Genomic DNA, 17460 nt, shown 5'->3' with positions numbered 1-17460 from the left:
TGAGCGATACCAAAGCGCGAACCCTCGCCTCACCGGCAATACCGAGCACCCAGTCGAAGGAACCCGGCGTTCAAAACGACGACCGCGAAGTTGCACGCTTCTTAACCTGCACGGGCCGCTAGGCGGTGATCACGCACGTGGGGATAGCCAGCGGGCAGTCGTCGAGACCCTGCGCCGCGTGCGGCAGGCCCACCAGGAGTCCGGGGCGGCCGAAGAGGCGGCCTGACCAAACGGCCTCGACGGCCTGCGGGGGCTACATCCCCGGAAACCGATCGCAGCGCCGGCCGACGCGCCGGTACCGTGCCGCCGTGACCATCTTCGAGGCTGACCGGACCAGGCCATCGGCGAATGACGTAGCGCTGCTGGCGGAAGGTTCCCTGTTCGCCCTGCGGCTGCAGAACTTCGGGCCCAAGCAGGAAGGCGCGGTCGCGCTTGGCCTGCTGCGCGACATCTGCGCCATGTTGTGCGAGCCGGAAGGCCGCGAAGAGCCGTACGTCACCGCGCAGGCGATGTGCCGGGTTGCGATCGAGCGCCTGATGGAGATCGGCGGGAACAACTACAAGGGGCTGAAGGCGGCCCAGGCTGAGGTCTCCAAGTCCCTCGGTACGGTCTTCAACACGGACGGCTCGCGTAAGGCCGCGACTCCGGTGGACGGCCTGATCGAGGCCCTGGACTCCCTGCCGGCGTTCCCTCAAAGGGTGGACGCGGACAGTGCTCTCGGGGAGGCCATCGTCAAGCTGCTCCGCTCCCGGACCGCGGCTACGGAAGCCGGGCACCCACTGATCTCGGCGCTCGGCGCGACCCAGGAGGTGCTGGACGCCGTCGACGGGCTGGGTTCCACGGTGTCCCAGACGCTGACCGTCGGACACCCTCTGACAGTCGCGCTGCGCAAGCTCCACAAGATCCGGTCGGATGAGGAGTTCCGCCGTCGGGCGGTGCTCGACCGGCGCCTCGAAGCGGTCGGTGCGGCCTACGCGCGGCTCCGCGAGATGGAGGAGCAACAGGGCTCCTACCGGATCATGCAGCTGACCACCGTGGTCCACGACGCGACCGGCCAGCGGCCGGGCAAGGCAGAAATGGCGGCATTCAAGCTCTGGACGGACCAGTACAGCATCGGGTCTGGGGTCGTACACCCTGGTCGCGAGGCGAGCGCGGTGACGGCGGTCGCGATGCTGCACGACTGCCTGGCCCTGATCCAGGAGCTCGTCGCCACGGTCGTCGACCAGGCTCCCGAGTGGGTGGCCCTCGGCGCGGTCGCTTCCCCGGCTCCCGCGCAGATCCACAAGGTCAACAAGCTGCACAACCCCGCTGCCGCCCCCTACCTGTTCACGCGGTTCACCGGCTGGGAGTGGCTGGAGAATCTGGACTCTGTCCGGCTCCTACCGGAGGAGGGCCGGTGGCCGGCCAGGCACTACTTCGAGCGTCTCGCTGCCGAGAATCCCGCGCGTCTGGTGGAGTGGCTGACCAAGGACAAGCGCCTGGAGACGATCTGGCAGTCCGGCCCCGGAGCCACCGCCGAGCTCGTCATGCTGTGCCGGCATCTCGGCAGCCACGGCGCGGCCCTGGTCACCGACGCGTTGAAGAAACACTCCGTCGACGGCGTTCGGACCATGGCGGTTTACTGGGCGCAGGAGACCTTGCCGGCACACCGGAACGCCGCGTGGGTGGAGGCGGCGGTCAAGGCATTGTCCGTTGGGTCGGACGGCTCCGCGGCCGACTCCTGGAACATCCGTACCGTGCTGGCCCAGTTGCTGGAGACCGGCCGAACGGGTGGCGCGCAACTGGCTCAGCGGGTCCGCACCGGACTCGCGGCCGTACTCGCCTCCCACCTCGCGGTCGAAGGCGTCCGGGACCAGCTGCAGATCAGCGACGACCTGCGTGCGCCGAGCATGGCCGGGGGGCGGGCGCTGACAGGGGCCCGGCTCGCGGCGGCGGCCTGCATCGAGTTCGCTCGCGTCGAGCTCAGCGAGGCCGGCACCAGCCTGGCCGCACGGGCCGGTGCCTGGACGGCCAAGACCTTGGGCGGCTGGGAGCGGGAGCGGCTGATCGCAGTCCACCTGGTGGACGCCGCCGAGATCGCGCCGACGGACGTCTCGTGGTGGAAGGCTGCCTTTGCGGTGCTCGCCCGCTTGGGCGCCATGACCTACCTCACCCCGGACGTCGGCCGGTTCGTCCAGGTGGTCATCGGCACCTGCGATCCGGCGGACCAGGTCGACCTCGAGGCGGCCCTGACCGAGGGTTTCGGTCCGGTGCCCGGCCCGGACGCACTGCGGGCCGCCCGCGCCGAGCTGGCAGACGACGGCGCCCGTATCGCCCGCACGCTCGTCTCCGTGCTCGGCGGCACGGAAGCGCTGGCCGAGCTCCTCGGCGAGGATGCGACCGACATGCCGGAGCTGGAGTGGGAGTCCGCTCTCCAGCCCGTCTGGCGGACCGTCTACTGCCTCTCGGAGGTGGCGCCCGCGTCGGTGCTGGCACCTTGGGGCCCGGTGCTGGACCTGCTGGCCGAGTTCACCGGGCCGCCCCCGGCCCTCACCGAACCGCTGATCAAAATCGGGCCGTACCCCGACCACGGCGAAAGCACGGTGGCGGACTTCGTCACCCGCTGCAAGGAGCACGGTGTCCTTGAGGGCGCCTCTGAGCTCTCGGCACGCACTCCCTCGCAGGGGGACTACTACAAGCGAACGGACCTGCGGATGCTGGAAGCCGCCATCCACGCGGACCCCGCAGCCTGGGCGGCCGACATCTCGGCCGTCGCAGCCACCCTCAGCTCGTTCGACCTCCGCACGGTCTACCTGCAGGCCCTGCACACCGACCAGCAGGCCGGCCTCACCGACGACGGCGGACGACTGCTTACCAACGCATGCACCGCCGCCTGGGACCTGAAGAACCAGCTCGAAGCAGGTGAAGGCAGCGCCGACCCGGACATCGACGAACGCGCCCGCTACCTCGTGGCCCAGCTGCTGCGCCATGCCTGGGCACTCGGAGTCGGCCCCGGCGTGGACGAGGCCGCGGCCGTCACCTGGCTGATGGCCGGCGTCCGCGCCTGGACCGCGCCCGCCTCGGTCCCGGACAACCCCTACGTCGCCGCGAGCGCCACCTCCGGCGGCCTCGCCCTGGTCGCCTTCCTCCAGTGGTCTGTCCGCCGCGCAGCCGACCAAGGCGAGCTGCCCGCCGAAGCCGCCACCCAACTGACCCAGCTCGTCACCGACGGCCGCGACGACCGCGCCCTGGCCGCCATCGGCGCGGCCCTCACCCCGCTGCGCCGCTACGCCCTGCCCTGGTACACCGACCACGAGGCCCCCCTGCTCGACCTCGCCGCACCGTCCGCCCCGATTCACACCTGGCTGCGCTCGCTGCGCCGCCTCGGCGCCGACGAGTTCGCGGTGCTCGGCGACCTCGACCCCGGCAAGGTCACTGACTACCTGCGCGCCGGTGCACCCGAGGAGGTGTTCGACCGGTTCGCCGCCACCCTGCTCCACTCCCCGGGCACCTTCGACTCCGACTTCCTCGCCACGTTGATCAGCGGTGACGGCGGCCCAGCGGCCGTCTCGACGCTCCTCGGCGACATCGCCCGGGCACTGCCCCTCGAAGAGGTCGCCGGTCCCCACCCTCTGCACCAGCGCGCCTTGCAGCTCTGGGACCAGGCCCTGGACCTCGTCGACGGAGACCCCGACCTCGCACCTGCCCTCGTAGGTATCGGCCACTTCGCCTTCGCCGAAGGAACCGACCAGCACCAGTGGCTGACCCGGACCCTGCGCACCGTCGCCGCCACCCCAGACATCAAGTACCCCGACCGGGTCGCGCAGCGAGCCGCCCGCAGCGCCCAGAATCCGGATGCCCTACGGATCCTGACCACGCTGGTGGCCGGCACCGGCAGGAGCCAAGGCCAGATCGACTACCGGGCCCACGCCGTGATCCGAGCCGGGCAGGACGCCGTCGGCACCTCCGAACCCGGGACCGAGGGCCGGGCCGACCTCGGACAGGCCCTTGGCCGCTACGCCAACGACGTAGAACGTGCCACGGCCTGGTAGCGACCACCACCTGCGGCGGGCAGCGACCAGCAGCCCGCCGCAGGGCACCAGGCATCGCAGCCATACGCTGGGGGCGATGCCGCACCTGGGTCCGCTCGCCCGTCCCGCCTGGCGGCATGAAACCGCCCCCGTACACCTCAGCGAGCCTCAGCAGCATGGTGATAGCGGGCGCAGTCGCAGTCCTCGGCCAGCACGGGGACGCGGGGCTGCTCAGGATGGGGCTGTCGAACTGGTGGCCGCCGGTGGTGAGGTTGGCCTCGGCGAGGAACCTGGCAGCTAGAGGATGTTCCATTGAAGTTGTTCGTCTCGCCTCCACAGTCCGTCAACCCGGCGCTGGATCTCACTCAGAGATTCGGGGGCATGCCGCACCTTCCGGGCATTTGTCGTAACCATGCGCAGTTCACGGATGTCGCGGAGAACTGAGTAGCCGGCGCTTTCCCTAATGTCCAACCCGTAGGCGTCCACGAACGCTTGATAGTGGGCTTCGCCGTACCCGAACCGACGGCAGTGGACTTCGACGGTGACGAGATCCCATTCCGGCTGGCCTTGGGCGATCGTGTCCCAGTCGCACAGCACCGCAGTTCCATCGGCAGTGTGCAGCGCGTTTCGGTGTTGCGGGTCGCCCTGAATCAGTCCTGAAGCCAGAGCAAACGGGACTCCCTCCAGCGCCTCTTCGAGCCGGTCCGCCTCATGCTCCAGATAGCGGACTCGAGCGATAGGGAGGCAGGTGATCGCGCTCAGCGAGCGGCGGATCGCGCGGATGTTGTTGTGCTCGGCGAGGGCGATCGGGGGTCGAGGCAGGGTGTGGAGCGTCTTCAGGGGCCCCGCCAGTTGCCATGCCGGCACCGGGCTCTCCGGCTGTGGCAGGTAGGTCCAGAAGGTGACAGCGTGTCCGTCGATGATCAGCGGCTGATCGCAAGGGTGAAGAGGGACTGTGGGGAAGTCTGCTTCGATGAGCCAGCGTACGAAGGAGACCGTGCGCATGACGCTATCGACGTCCGTCCCCTTCCGTGCGATCTTGGCTACCACCTGCTCCTTCTCCAGAAGGAGGACCGCATTGGTGTGGCCGCGGAGGAGACGCGCGTCTCGGCTGTCGAGGCCAGCCTTCTCGCAGGCCCGCTCCAGCACCTGGTACATCTCGAAATCGTCGAACCCACCGGGGGCCGGCGTGATTGTCATGCCACACAGGCTGACCGACGAAGGCCCGTCCTGTCACATCCGGCCGGGCGGAAGCTCGATGATCTCAAGAAGCTCGCGTGCCGCCCGGCCTGCGCGTATCGCCGGCGGGAGGACCTCTACGACCTCACGGGCCCTTTCCTCCACGATGGGCGTGCGGTGGGCGGGGTCCATCCGCAGGAAGGTGCTGCCGGCTAGCTGGCAGGCTTCGTCAGGACTGCGATCCCGCGCGAAGCAGATCGCGGCCTCAAGCCGGAGGAGCGCCGGGTCGATTCCGCTCTTGTCCCGGTAAAGGGCAAGAGCCTCCTCCTGGACCACGCGTGCCTCGCGGGTGTGGCCCAGTGCTGTCAACGTGCCGCTCTTGTAGAGCAGGTAGCGGCGCTCCGGGAAGGCGAAGGCGTCGTTGGACGAGTCCCCTCCGAAGTGCTCGAACGCCTTGGCCGCGTACCGCAGCGCCTCCTCGGCCTCGGTCTGGGCACCGAGCTTGGCGAGAGCCCGCGCTTCCGCTGCTGCCGCGAAGGCGTGCGTGGCAGAAGCCCGGACTCTGCTACTGATCACCCTGGCCTCTCGGCAGAGGCTCACCGCGCTGGTGATCGGACCGTAGTAGAAGGGCAGCATCGCGGCCTGAGCCCTGACACGGGCGCGAAGCTCGACGTTCCCGCTGTCATCCGCGGCGGTGCGTGCCGTGGCGTACCAGGACCGTGACCGCGCCAGGTCGCCGAGCTTCATGAGCGCGTCCGCTGTCAACGTGGAGATCATGGCGGTTAGTTCAGAGAGGCGGACCTGAACGGCTGCCGGCTGCCGGGACGCGGCCAGTCCCTGGACCTCCGCGAGCAAGTCCAGAAGACGGCTGAGCATCAAGGTCGGCGGCGTGGAGACGTACTCCTGGCTGGCCCAAAGGACCATCTCCTCAATGTGGTCCAGCTGGGTGGGGGTGACCGTGGCCGAGGCAAGGGTGCGGTCCACGGCTAGGCGTACGACATCGACCCTGTCGACGAGGGATCCTGCAGTAGCCGGAACACGTTCGGAAAGATCGGGCACGCTGTACTGATCGGTGCGAGGCGTGTGCGGGGGCCGTACCTGAAGAACGATTCCCTCGACCGCCCGGGTGTCGTCCAAGTCCAAATCGCCTGGTGCGCAGGCGTAGAAGGCGGCCAGTACGAGAACTGTCGAGCGAAGTGGCCGGTGCTTTCCTGTCTCCCACAGGCGTAGCTGCTCCACGGTGACCCGCGGGGCTCCTTCCCGCTCGGTGACAAGACGGCGCAGCTGCTCCGCAGCGTCGACAAGAGTGAGGCCCCTGGCCAGACGCTGGGAACGCAATCGAGATACCGAGCAATGTGTATGAATCGAGTGGGCGATTTCGTCGATCGAGCGTCCTCGCTCGACGCCGCTCTCGCGTAACCGGCGTGCGCAGGACGGGCCGTGAGGTTCAAGGCCACTTCTCATGAAGACGATCCCCTTCCGACTCAGTCGCCAGCGTACTGACCTGCTGACCGGCCGGTGAGAGAAAAGCGTGACTCCATCGGCCAAGGGCCTGGAAATACGTGAAGGGTCACGTACGCCCGTCACGTTTACGTGCACCGTCGCGGTTGCTGCTCCTGGGCTCGGAGAGCGAACGTTGCCCTCCCCGCGGTCCCGAGCTCAGACGCTGCTCGTCGGCCCGGCCATTCGACGGTCCCTTCTCCCAACTCGGGAGGCACATCGTGTCCCAGGCACCACCCCTGAGCGACAGCCTCACGCTGGCGACCACGCCGAACGCCGTGCGCTGGGCGAGGCTGCACACCACCGACATCCTCTCTCGCTGGCGGGTGCCGGCCAAAGTCATCGAGACGATGGAACTCATCGTCTCCGAGTTGGCCACGAACGCGGTGCAGCACTCCAAGGAGGGCGAGCAGGTCTCGCCGTACTCCTTGCTGTCGACCTTGAGGACCTTCGAGCTGGTGCTTGAGATCGGCAACGGGGCGGTCCGCGTGTCGGTGTTCGACAACGACGAGCAGGCGCCCGTCCTGAAGCAGCCCGGGGCGGACGCAACGAGCGGCCGGGGGATTCTCCTCGTCGCTGCCGTGAGCAGCAGGTGGGGGCACTACCCCGTCCGCAACGGCAACAAGACCGGAAAGGTTGTGTGGGCCCAGGTCAGCCTCGTGCCTGCGGCCGAACCCCGGAGGCACGAACGGGCTCAGTCGCGTCCGGCTCAGCCTTCGGAGACCGTACGCAGTGCGCTGCCCCGTACGAGTGAGGTCGACCCCACTCTCCTCGGCCGAGTGCTTGTCGGCGTGAGGGGGCTTTGAACCGTGGATAAGACCGCCTTCCTCCTGATCCGCCGCCGTCCTCCGGCAGCCTCCGCCTCACGGACCGCAAGCATGCTGAAGCGGGACATCAACAGGCTCCAGTCACTCAAGATCCGACGCACCGTGGTGCCGGCCAAGTCCGTCGAGGACGCGTACCACCTCGTGTACTCCTCCACCCAGCCGTGGCTCGGCCTTGCCCGAACACAACGCACCGCGAGCGACTCCCCGGCCGATCAACTCCGATGGGAAGGTTGGATCGCGGCCCTCACCCCGTCTCCCCACGGGATCCGGGGCACCTGGGCCAAGGCGTGTCTCCTCGCTGGCCAGGGCCGCGACATGTTGTGGGCCTTGATTGAAGCCCTCGTGCCCGGCCGCTCGGTCGGCTCCATCTCCCAGGAGATCCAGCAGCGCATCGCGAGCGGCGCCCTGGCCCCGCCTTCCCGGCTCCGCGAGCGGAGGCTGGCGAGGTCTCTGCGGGTACCGGCCTCGTCCGTCCGCCTGGCGCTCGCGGACCTCGCCACGACCGGGCTGGTAGAGGTCAGCGCCAACGGATGCTTCGCCGTCGTGGCCGTCAGTGCACACGTGAGTCGGCACAGCCAGCAACAGGCGATCACCATATGCGCGACCGAGATGCGTGCCGCATGAGCGCCCGCGTACCCCCGCTCTCCGAGGCGGCGCTGCCACATCTGGAGCGACAGGTCCTGGAGCTAGTTGCTGAGGGCTACGAGGATCCGGAGATCGCATCCCGGCTCGGCCTGGGCACCGACAGGCACGTGCAGTACCGGCTGGCCCGGATCGCGCGCCGCTTCCGGCTCGGCGCTGTCGCCCGGCCTCAGCTCGTGGACCACGCTTACACCCACGGCGCATTGGCCGCTCCCGCCGTTCTCCATCCACTGCTTCTGGAGGCGAACGCGTACGGCCTGGTCCGCACGCTCGCCGCTGGCAGGCCGGTCAACGCCTATGCCCGGCTCCGGGGTCTGAAGCCCTACCAGGCCCAGTACCTACTGAAGAAGACCCGCGCCAGGCTGAATGCCACGTCGCGGGCATCCATGATCCGGCGGGCGTGGCAGCGGCAGGTCCTGGGCCCGACGCAGTTCGCCATGGACCTGGCCGGCCTGCACGTCGAAGGCACCCAGCCGCCGGAAGCGGGGCGCTGGGTCATCGTGCCGCTCTTGAGCGGCTATCGCCTCGCAGCCCCGGCCGGCGGCCCCCAGCCCACCAGGCACCTCGATGTCCCCGACCAGGAGGCGGCCGACGCTGCTGGCCGGTTCATCTCCGGCCGTCCGGGCTTCGCCCCGCTGTGGATCACGCAGCCCGCGAACCCCGGCGACCCGGTCCGCGTCAGCTGGGGCCGACCACACTCGGCACTCCGCTCGTGGCCCAGCGCCGGGCCCATCCCGCCGTCGCGGGATGCCGAGTTCTATCTCGCCCACCGCGCCTGACCGACGCCCGGCCGCATCCCTTCCCCCAACCATCTCCAGCGAGGACTCCACCATGTGCGAGCACCCGATCGCCTGCCCGGGCGCAGACTCCCCTGACAGGGAGGCGGCCAAGCCGACCGCCTCCCACTACGAGCAAGGGTGGACCCTCCTGTGCAACGGGGTCCTGCTCTTCGAGGACACGGGTGAGCTGCTGCCCGACGGCCAGATCATCGCCCCGCACCGCCCCACCCCCGCGGCGGTGGCAGCGTGACCCTCTTCCCCACCCCCCTTCAGCAGCACACGGCCGACCGCGAACCCGCCGCCGGCCCGTGGATCGAGGATCACGGGTACGTGGGCGACCAAAGGGGCGGTGCCCTGGTCCGCCGCGACGGCTCGATTCCCTGGTTGTGCCTGCCGCGGTTCGACTCCGCCGCCGTCTTCACCAGTCTCCTGGGTACCGAGCAGCACGGGTTCTGGCAGATCGCTCCCACGATGCTCATGGACGGCATCGCCGTCCCCGCCTCCGGCCGCCAGTACGCGGGCGACTCGCTCATCCTTCAGACCGCGTGGAGTTGGGGCAGCGACAGCGCGGTCGTCAGCGACTTCATGGTGCCCGGCGGTGGCGCTCCGCGCCTGGTGCGGGTCGTGACCGGGCTCTCGGGCACGATGACCATGCGGTCGCTGCTGCGGGCCCGCCCCGACTACGGAAGCACCGTGCCCCGGATCACCAAGGTCGACCGGCTCCACGCGATCGACCTCCCGGAGGGCGACGGCGGCAGGCTGTGGCTCGACGCCGACACCCCCGTGCACCTCGAGTGGGCTGACCTCGTATCGGACTTCACCGTCACCGCCGGACAGACTGTCGCCTTCGCCCTCTCCTGGCGGGAGGGCGTGGACATCCCACCGCCCAGGCCGATCGACGATGGTCTGCTGAAGTTCACCCTGGACTTCTGGGAGGCATGGGCCGCCCGCTGCACCTACACCGGCCCGGACCGCGAGGCGGTCGTCCGCTCCCTACTCACCCTGGGCGCCCTCATCTACGCACCCACGGGTGCCATCGTGGCCGCGCCGACCACCTCACTGCCCGAAGAGATCGGCGGCGTCCGCAACTACGACTACCGCTACGCCTGGCTCAGGGACGGCGCCCTCACCGCCGGCGTCCTGCGCAAGTACGGCTACCTGCGCGAGGCGATCGCCTGGGCGTGCTGGGCGATTCAGGCCAGCCACAGCGGGACAGGCCGGCGGCAGATCATGTACGGAGTCGGCGGCGAAACCGAGCTCCCGGAGATGGAACTGGGCTGGCTGCCCGGATACGAGCGGTCGGCTCCGGTCCGCATCGGCAACGCCGCCGCAGACCAGCTCCAGGTCGACACCTACGGCGAACTCGCCATCGAGTTCTACGACCTCATCCAGGCGGACAGCAGCTCCGCCCGGCGGCTCGGCCCGGTCATCGTCGCGCTCGCCGAGGAGCTGGAGCAGGTCTGGGAGCAGCCAGACTCGGGCATCTGGGAGATCCGCGGTCCCGCCCGCCACTTCGTCCATTCCAAGATCATGGGATGGGCCACCATCGACCGGGCCATCCGCACCATCGAGGCCGGCCACGCCGACGGGCCGCTGGAGCGGTGGCGGACTCTGCGCGCCACCATCCACGCCGAGGTGTGCGAGAACGGCTTCGACAACGACCTCAACTCCTTCACCCAGTCCTACGGGTCGCAGCAGCTCGACGCCTCCCTCCTTCACGCCCTGCTCTCCGGATTCCTGCCAGCCGATGACAAGCGGGTCATCGGCACGGTGGAGGCCATCCAGCGAGAACTCACCACCGACGACGGGCTCGTCCTCAGATACCGCACCGCCGGTCACGACATCGGGCTCGACGGCTTCCCGGGCAACGAAGGACGGTTCCTGCTCTGCAGCGGGTGGCTGGTCGAGGGCCTCGTCTTCATTGGACGTCCCGGTGATGCTCGCACCGTCCTCGACAGCCTTCTCGCCATCCGTACCGGCCTCGGCCTGCTCGCCGAGGAGTACGACCCGCGAACCGGCCGCCACCTCGGAAACTTCCCGCAGGGGTTCAGTCACGTCGGTCACCTGGGCGCGACCGCCGCAATCGCGGGCCCCAACGCCTTCAGCACGCTCCGCCTGGCGGGAGCGGGATCGTGACTGCCAGGACACGCACCCGATCCGTCCCGGGCGACTGGGACACGCCGCACTGGATGCCGACCAACGGCGAGACCGTCCGCCGCGCTTGTGGTGTGGACTTCGACGCCGTCCGCGTCGCTGCCGACCTGGCCGCGCCGGCGCTGGCCGCCCTCGGGCCGTACACGGGACCGGTCCTCGCCAACCACACGACGCGTACCTGGGTCTTCCTGGTACCGCCGGGCTCCGCTTCGCCTGGGCGGTGGGCCTTGGGAGTGCGGGTCATGCCTCACGGCGCTGCCATAGGCATCCCCCCGATCGGAGCGACCGGCGGCCGGGACATCCACTGGGCCGTACCCCCGGGCCAGGGCACTACCTGCGCCTCCGACCTGAAGCGGATCCTAACCGGCCCTCTTCCGCCAACCGCTCCGGCCCACAGGTCCGGCGGACAATCCTCCGCCACCAGCCCGGCCGCGGCCCCGCCTCGACGCCCGCGTCCCTTGTCCCCGGCCCTGCTGAAGGTCGGCGAACTCCTTCTTACGGGTCACTCAGACGCACAGATTGCCAAGGAGCTGTCCCGGACCGTCACCACGGTTCGGACGCACCTGCGGCAGATCGGCAACCTCTTCAACGCCCCCAACCAGGCTCTGAAGGCCGCCGCGCTGCTCGCTGGCGGTCATCTGCCGCTGCCAGCGGTCCAGATGACCGCCCCCGACCTCGCCTCGGTCGACCTCGCCGTGCTGCGAGTCCTCGCCGGCGTCAGCCGGGACGCCGAACTCCCCGTCGAGCTGCGGCCGACCGGCCCGTTCCTCGACCACGTCGACGAACTCCGGGAGCGGTGCGCCGCCCGGACCGACGCGCATCTCATCGCTCTGGCAGCCGCCTGGGGCCTCCTGCCCACCCTCACCAGCCTCGCCACCGCAAAGGAGCAGCCGTGATCCGCAAGGCACGCTTACCCGCCCCCTTCAGATTTGGGCGGTTCGACGCCGAGTCCATCCCGGGCCTCGTGCTCCTCGGCATGAACGCGACCGGCCTCGTCCTGACCGGAACCCTGGTGACCGACGAGTTCGACAGCACCCGCGGACTCTCCGCCGTCTCCGTTCCGGACTTGGACCAGCAGGCCGAAGAGCAGTTGCGCGACGCAGCCATCGCCACGGCAAGCACCCACACCTACCGTTACGCGCCCCACGCACCGGACCCGGCCCAGACCGCCCCGCTGACCGGTCGCGGCAACCGCGAGGAGGGTTGGTCGTGACCCCCGAGACGTTCGCCCCGTTCATCGGCGACCGGCCGCCCACGCTGGAGGAATTGGAGCGGGAGCTGCGTAAGATCGCCGCCGAGCACCCGCAGGTCTCCACGCTGCGCGAGATCGGCCGCTCCCGCGCCGGCCGCCCCATGACTATGTTGACCATCCCCGGCGGCCACAAGCACGTGCTCGTCGTCGGCGCCCCGCACCCGAACGAACCGATCGGCCTCGCGGTGATCCCCGCGCTCGCCCGGTACCTCGCCGAACACCCTGAGGACCGCGAGACGCTCACCTGGCACCTCGTGGGGTGCGCCGACCCCGACGGAGTCGCGGCCAACGAGGACTGGTGGTCGTCGACATGGCCGCCGACGATGGAGTCGTACCACCGCGGCATGTACCGGCCCCCGGCCGCCGAGCAGCCCGAGTGGACCTTCCCCACGGAGTCGTTCACCTCGACTCTGCCGGAGACCCGCGCCCTTATGGCCGTGATCGACGGCGTGCTGCCGGCACTGACCGTCTCGCTCCACGGGAGCGACACGGGCGGGGTGTGGGCGATGGCCTCCCACGACGAGCCCGCTCTCCCCCCAGTCATGGCAGACATCGCAGCCCGGTATGGCCTGCCCGTCGAGGAGACGCCCTCAGACTGCATCGGTCTCCCCTCCATCGGGACCGGCGCCTACCTCCTGGCACCTCCTCTCGACGCCGAAGTGGTCGGAGACAGCGGCGCGGACAGCGAGCACGAGTGGAAGCCGGCCGGCGCCAGCAGCGCCCACTACACCGCCAAGCACGGCCTCGGCCTCTTCCCGGAGGTCCCGATATGGGCGTCCACTCCCCTCAGGCTCTCGCCCCAGGAAGCCATCGGCGTCCTCGAGGACGCGCGGCACGTGCTCGGGGACCTCATCGCCGAACAGACCCAGGCCCTGAACGTAGAAGCCGGATTCCTGACGGCCGCGGAAGAGATCCGCTCGATCATTCCCGTCATGATCAGGAACGTCCAGCACCAGCCCGTATCCGGAAGCGGACAGGACCTCGTCCTTCTCGTCCCGGTACGCGCCGCGGGCATGCTCCTACGGCACTATGACCAGCTCCTCGCGACCAACCCGTACAGCGACCAGCTGCACGAGGCGCGAGCGAAGACCGAAGCCGTCCTGCTCGCCTGGTGCCACCGTGCTGAGAAGGCCCTCCGTCCCCAGCCCCTGCCGCTGTTCCGTACGGCTGGCTACCAGGCGGACCTCGTCCTGACCATGGCCAGGACGCTTCTGCCGGGGCGTGCGGCCAGCATCGACGCGGCCAGCAGCGCCACTCGCTGACCGGCCGCCGCACCACTCACCGGTGCCCGGCTCACACCGGGGCTGGCCTGCCTGTGCCCTTGACCACCCCCCTCTCTCCCGGAGCTCCTTCTGTGACAGCGGCACCCGAGATCCACCCGAGACCGCCTCTCCTCGGCCGTGCTCAGCATCCCCACCGTCACGACGGTCGGCGTGCTCATCCTCCCGATGCCCGTGTGGACACTGTGGCCCGTCTGGCGCCTGCCCGCCATGAACGAGGGGGCCCAGTGAAAGGCAACGCCTCTCAACGGTGGAGGGTTTCGCCAGCCGGTTGCCTACGCGGCAGTGCCGTCTGTGCGAATCGGCGCGGGCAGAACGCGCAGACGCTCGACCAGCTCGGCGCCCGCCCCGTTCGCCGCCTGGTCGAGACCGCGGGCGAGACGAGCGAGGCGGGTGCGTGCCGTGGCGCGAAGTCGTGCGGGCGGGATGAGGTCCAGGACGCCCAGCGCGCGGTCGGCGGCCTGCTCGGGAGCGTCGCGGGCCTCGGCGAGGGCGAGAACGAGGGTGGCGGCCACCCATCCCGGTGTGTGTTCGGGTGCTGCGGCGATGGAGGTGCGGGCGACTTCGGCGGCGCGATCGTAGCGCTCCAGGGTCAAGTGGGCCTCGGCGACGTGGAGGCGGTGTTCGGCGCGGTCGTAGCCGAAGCGTCCGGGCAGTTCGGTGGCGGACTGCATGATCTCGTCGCTCTCGCTGACGACGTCGTCCGCCCGGGAAGCGTGTCCGAGAGCGGCGATTGTGGGCAGCAGGGCCCAGCCCAGGAGCTGAGCGCGGCGCAGGCCGGCGGGGGCGTGTTGGAGTCCGTGTTCGGCGTGTCCGCGGGCGTGGTCCCAGTCCTGGCGGGCGGTAGCAACCATGGCCAGGGCGCCGCTGGACCAGGCGGTGAGGGCGGCCTCTCCGGTGGAGTCGCCGATGGCTCCGGCCAGGGTCAGGTGGGCGCGGGCTCCGGCGCGGTCGTCGAGGTGGAAGGCGAGGTTTCCGAGGAGCGCGGAGAGCCATCCGACCTGTCGGCGCAGGTCGCGTGCGGTGGCGCGGTCAGCGGCGGGCACCACGGTGGAGAGCAGGTTACGGGTCGCGCGCACCTCGTCGTGCAAGCTGGCCGGAGGGTGCTTGCTGTAGTTGAGGGCGTAGTGCTCCACTGCCGCCTCGGCGAGTGCCACGAGCGACGGCGAGCCCTCGGGCGCGTCTTGGACGGCCCACTGAACGGATTCACGGATGGCGGGCAGTCCGCTCGCGGTCGTCATGGATGCCTTTCGTTCGATGCCCTGTTCCTCGCGCTGCCGCCGACCGTAGTCGACAGGCAGTGGGGCCGCGCACGTACTGCACCAGAGGTGGGTCGTGGCGAGCCCGAGTTGCTCGGGGTCTGCCCCATACGCCCGGCAGATCATGATCCTGTACTCGTCGCCGGGGTGCGCCTGCCCGTGCTCGTACCGGCACAGCAGGGCCTGCGACAGGGCCGGCGGCAGCAGGCCGTCAGCCAGGTAGACCTGGGCGACCTCCCGGATCGCCTGCGCTCGGGACCACCCCAGAGCCAAGCGCCAAGCCTCCAGCGCCGTCAGCTCGGGAAGCGCCGCCCGGAGCACGGTGACGGTCCGCTCCTGGCTGTCGCTGGCCCGCTGGCACTGAGCCCGCAGCCGGATCGCTTCACGCTGGATCTCCGCACGACGCGCTCGCGATACCTTCCCCACCGTCCGCCCCCTCGTCGCTCTGCCACGTCCGCAGCCCTTGGGATGCGGACAGGCATTGACCGCAGCAGTCAATGTTCCTACAGCACACGGTCAATGACGCTGCTTCAGCACGAGGCGCATCGTAGGAGCCAGCGCTCCAACTGCCCTGAACGACACCACTTCGCCGAACCAGCCCATGGCCGCAGGCGGATCGTGCTGGCCGCAACCGTCGGGACGCGTCTTCCGCCCGCGCGGGGTCCACCGGCGCCCCCGAGATTCCGTAGCGCTTCCCGAGCAAGGCGTCAGAGAGGGCTGCAGGCGCCCTCGCCCCCTCCGTCACGAGAAAGGGACTCCCGTGGAGACTGCCCCTGTTCCGCTGCCTTCCGGCAGGTTCAGCATCGGCAAGACGTTCGACTTCGAGGCTGGTCACCGCCTCGCCACCCTCCCGCCCGAGCACAAGTGCTCCCGGCAGCACGGTCACACCTACCAGGTCGAGGTCGTGCTCTCCGCCGCCTCCCTCCAGGGGCCGGGATTCGTGACGGACTTCGGTGACCTCAGCCCGTTCAAGCGGTACCTCGACAACGAGCTCGACCACCACAACCTGCACGAGGTCTTCGACTTCGAACCGACGTCCGAGCTGCTGGCGCAGTACCTGGCGGGCTGGTTCATCGCGAACATGCCGCCGGGGATCGCCGGGCAGCTGGCCGCCGTCCGCGTCCGCGAGACCCAGCGGAGCTGGGCCCGGTTCGACGTGGCTGCCACGTGACCGGCACCGCTGCAACCCCGCGCGCGCCTCTGGGGCAGCTGATCGTCGCCGAGCGCTTCGGTGTCGAGGTGCCCACGGTCCAGGGCGAAGGACCGAGCTGTGGCCACCCGGCGATCTTCATCCGGCTGTCCCGCTGCAACCTCAGCTGTACGGCGTGCGACACGAAGGAGACCTGGGACTGGAGCCAGTTCAAGCCCCAGGAAGTCTCGACGCGCCAGTCCGTGTCGGACCTCGTGGCGTGGGCGCTGCAGTCGCCGGTCGAGCTCGTGGTCATCACGGGCGGAGAGCCGCTGATCCAGCAGCGGAACCTGGTCCCCCTGGTGCGGCGATTACTGGATGAGGGCCGACGGGTCGAGTTCGAGACCAACGGCACGTTCATGCCCGACCCCGCGCTGCTGGTCGACGGTGTCCGGTTCAACGTATCGCCGAAGCTAGCGAGCTTCGGGATGGACGAGGCCGAGAGCATCGTGCCGTCCGCACTCCGAGTGTTCGCCGCCTCCGGGCGGGCCGCGTTCAAGTTCGTCGCCTCCTCCGTCGCCGACATCGACCGGATCGCCGAACTGGCGGACCAGCACGGTCTGGCGCCGGTGTGGGTGATGCCGGAGGGCACGACCGCCGAGGCGATCACGTCGACGACCCGGGTCCTCGCGGACGCGGTCGCCTCCAGGCACTGGCACCTCACCACCAGGCTCCACGTCCTGGCCTTCGCCGATCCCAAGGGCCGCTGACCGCCCGGCCCCCCTCTTCCCCTGCGAAAGCGAGATCTCACATGACGAGTACCACCGTCGCCCGCCCGACGCCGGCCGTACCCCGCCAGCAGCGGCCCGGCATCGACACCGACCGGGTCGCCGACCTCATCGGCCAGCTGCTGGTCGAGCTGGGCGAGGACCCGCAGCGGGACGGTCTGGCCGAGACGCCGAAGCGGGTCGCAGCCTGGTGGAACGATTTCCTCTCCCCGGGCAGCGCGCCGGCGGCCACCCGCTTTACCGAGTCGCAGTTGGGTGGCCAGCTGGTCGTGGTGGGCGGCATGAGCGTCTGGTCGCTCTGCGAGCACCACATGATCCCCATGAACCTACAGGTCGCAGTCGGCTACCTGGCGGAGGACGAGGTGGTGGGGCTGTCCAAGTTCGGCCGCGTCGCCCAGCACTACGCCGGCAGGCTGCAGGTCCAGGAGCGCTACACCCTCGAGGTCGCCGAGCACCTCGCCGGGGTGATCGGCAGCGAGGACATCGCGGTCGCCGTACGGGGCCTGCACCTGTGCATGAGCATGCGCGGGGTGCGGATGGAGGAAGCCCGCACCACGACCCTGCACTCCGGTGGGCGCTTCGCCACGGACCCGATCCTCAGCCAGCAGTTTCTCCTCCTCGCGACCAGCCAGTTGCACGCGGCCTGACCCCTGCGAGCGGA

General features: G+C 69.8%; 15 protein-coding genes. 12 read left to right on the top strand and 3 right to left on the bottom strand.

Annotated features, from left to right (window positions below):
• The first annotated feature begins 308 nt into the window (after nt 1–308).
• Nucleotides 309–4031, top strand: coding sequence for a hypothetical protein (locus OG392_RS28330; protein WP_329283984.1), 3723 nt, complete (start codon nt 309–311; stop codon nt 4029–4031).
• Nucleotides 4032–4307: 276 nt separating this feature from the next.
• Here the strand turns inward: OG392_RS28330 and OG392_RS28325 are convergent, their stop codons facing one another.
• Together OG392_RS28325 and OG392_RS28320 are read right to left on the bottom strand one after the other, a co-directional pair.
• A complete protein-coding gene (locus OG392_RS28325) occupies nt 4308–5210 on the bottom strand; it encodes a phosphotransferase (RefSeq protein WP_329283983.1) in 903 nt (300 codons plus the stop codon).
• A 33-nt stretch (nt 5211–5243) separates the two neighbouring features.
• Entirely contained in the window at nt 5244–6428 is a 1185-nt protein-coding gene (locus OG392_RS28320) for an XRE family transcriptional regulator (RefSeq protein ID WP_329283982.1), read from the bottom strand.
• Nucleotides 6429–6910: 482 nt separating this feature from the next.
• Between OG392_RS28320 and OG392_RS28315 the strand changes: the two genes are divergently transcribed.
• The 8 genes from OG392_RS28315 to OG392_RS28280 all read left to right on the top strand — a co-directional run bounded on the left by OG392_RS28315 (nt 6911) and on the right by OG392_RS28280 (nt 13605).
• Nucleotides 6911–7495 carry an ATP-binding protein gene (locus OG392_RS28315; protein WP_329283981.1) on the top strand — a complete coding sequence of 195 codons (585 nt, stop codon included), beginning with the start codon at nt 6911–6913 and terminating at the stop codon, nt 7493–7495.
• A gap of 72 nt (nt 7496–7567) precedes the next feature.
• The gene (locus OG392_RS28310; protein ID WP_329283980.1) at nt 7568–8140 is read left to right on the top strand and encodes a GntR family transcriptional regulator; all 573 of its coding nucleotides are present in this window, start codon (nt 7568–7570) and stop codon (nt 8138–8140) included.
• Nucleotides 8137–8937 (top strand): helix-turn-helix domain-containing protein, encoded by an 801-nt coding sequence (locus tag OG392_RS28305; protein ID WP_329283979.1) that lies wholly within the window; start codon nt 8137–8139, stop codon nt 8935–8937. The genes OG392_RS28310 and OG392_RS28305 overlap by 4 nt, the downstream gene beginning before the upstream one ends.
• 52 nt (nt 8938–8989) lie before the next feature.
• Nucleotides 8990–9187 carry a DUF5999 family protein gene (locus OG392_RS28300; protein ID WP_329283978.1) on the top strand — a complete coding sequence of 66 codons (198 nt, stop codon included), beginning with the start codon at nt 8990–8992 and terminating at the stop codon, nt 9185–9187.
• 62 nt (nt 9188–9249) lie between these two features.
• Complete coding sequence (locus OG392_RS28295; RefSeq protein ID WP_329287501.1) at nt 9250–11073, top strand: glycoside hydrolase family 15 protein; 1824 nt, start codon at nt 9250–9252, stop codon at nt 11071–11073.
• Nucleotides 11074–11549: 476 nt separating this feature from the next.
• Nucleotides 11550–11987, top strand: coding sequence for a hypothetical protein (locus tag OG392_RS28290; RefSeq protein ID WP_329283977.1), 438 nt, complete (start codon nt 11550–11552; stop codon nt 11985–11987).
• The gene (locus OG392_RS28285; protein ID WP_329283976.1) at nt 11984–12304 is read left to right on the top strand and encodes a hypothetical protein; all 321 of its coding nucleotides are present in this window, start codon (nt 11984–11986) and stop codon (nt 12302–12304) included. The genes OG392_RS28290 and OG392_RS28285 overlap by 4 nt, the downstream gene beginning before the upstream one ends.
• Nucleotides 12301–13605: a M14 family zinc carboxypeptidase gene (locus OG392_RS28280; RefSeq protein ID WP_329283975.1), complete on the top strand. Its 1305-nt coding sequence runs from the start codon at nt 12301–12303 to the stop codon at nt 13603–13605. The genes OG392_RS28285 and OG392_RS28280 overlap by 4 nt, the downstream gene beginning before the upstream one ends.
• 293 nt (nt 13606–13898) lie before the next feature.
• Here OG392_RS28280 and OG392_RS28275 read toward each other — a convergent pair whose 3' ends face one another.
• A complete protein-coding gene (locus OG392_RS28275; protein WP_329283974.1) occupies nt 13899–15308 on the bottom strand; it encodes a Twin-arginine translocation pathway signal in 1410 nt (469 codons plus the stop codon).
• Nucleotides 15309–15642: 334 nt separating this feature from the next.
• Here OG392_RS28275 and OG392_RS28270 point away from each other — a divergent pair, with 334 nt between their 5' ends.
• Genes OG392_RS28270 through folE form a run of 3 tightly spaced genes read left to right on the top strand, consistent with a single transcriptional unit; the run spans nt 15643 to nt 17446 of the window.
• Complete coding sequence (locus tag OG392_RS28270; RefSeq protein WP_329283972.1) at nt 15643–16053, top strand: 6-pyruvoyl trahydropterin synthase family protein; 411 nt, start codon at nt 15643–15645, stop codon at nt 16051–16053.
• Nucleotides 16050–16781 carry a 7-carboxy-7-deazaguanine synthase QueE gene (locus OG392_RS28265; RefSeq protein WP_329283971.1) on the top strand — a complete coding sequence of 244 codons (732 nt, stop codon included), beginning with the start codon at nt 16050–16052 and terminating at the stop codon, nt 16779–16781. Before OG392_RS28270 ends, OG392_RS28265 begins: the two co-directional genes overlap by 4 nt.
• 41 nt (nt 16782–16822) lie before the next feature.
• The gene (folE, locus tag OG392_RS28260) at nt 16823–17446 is read left to right on the top strand and encodes a GTP cyclohydrolase I (RefSeq protein WP_329283970.1); all 624 of its coding nucleotides are present in this window, start codon (nt 16823–16825) and stop codon (nt 17444–17446) included.
• Nucleotides 17447–17460 lie beyond the last annotated feature (14 nt).

This window comes from Streptomyces sp. NBC_00691 (assembly GCF_036226665.1).
Lineage (GTDB): Bacteria > Actinomycetota > Actinomycetes > Streptomycetales > Streptomycetaceae > Streptomyces.
Note: the sequence above shows the minus strand (reverse complement) of the source record. Positions and strands in the feature narration are given on the sequence as shown.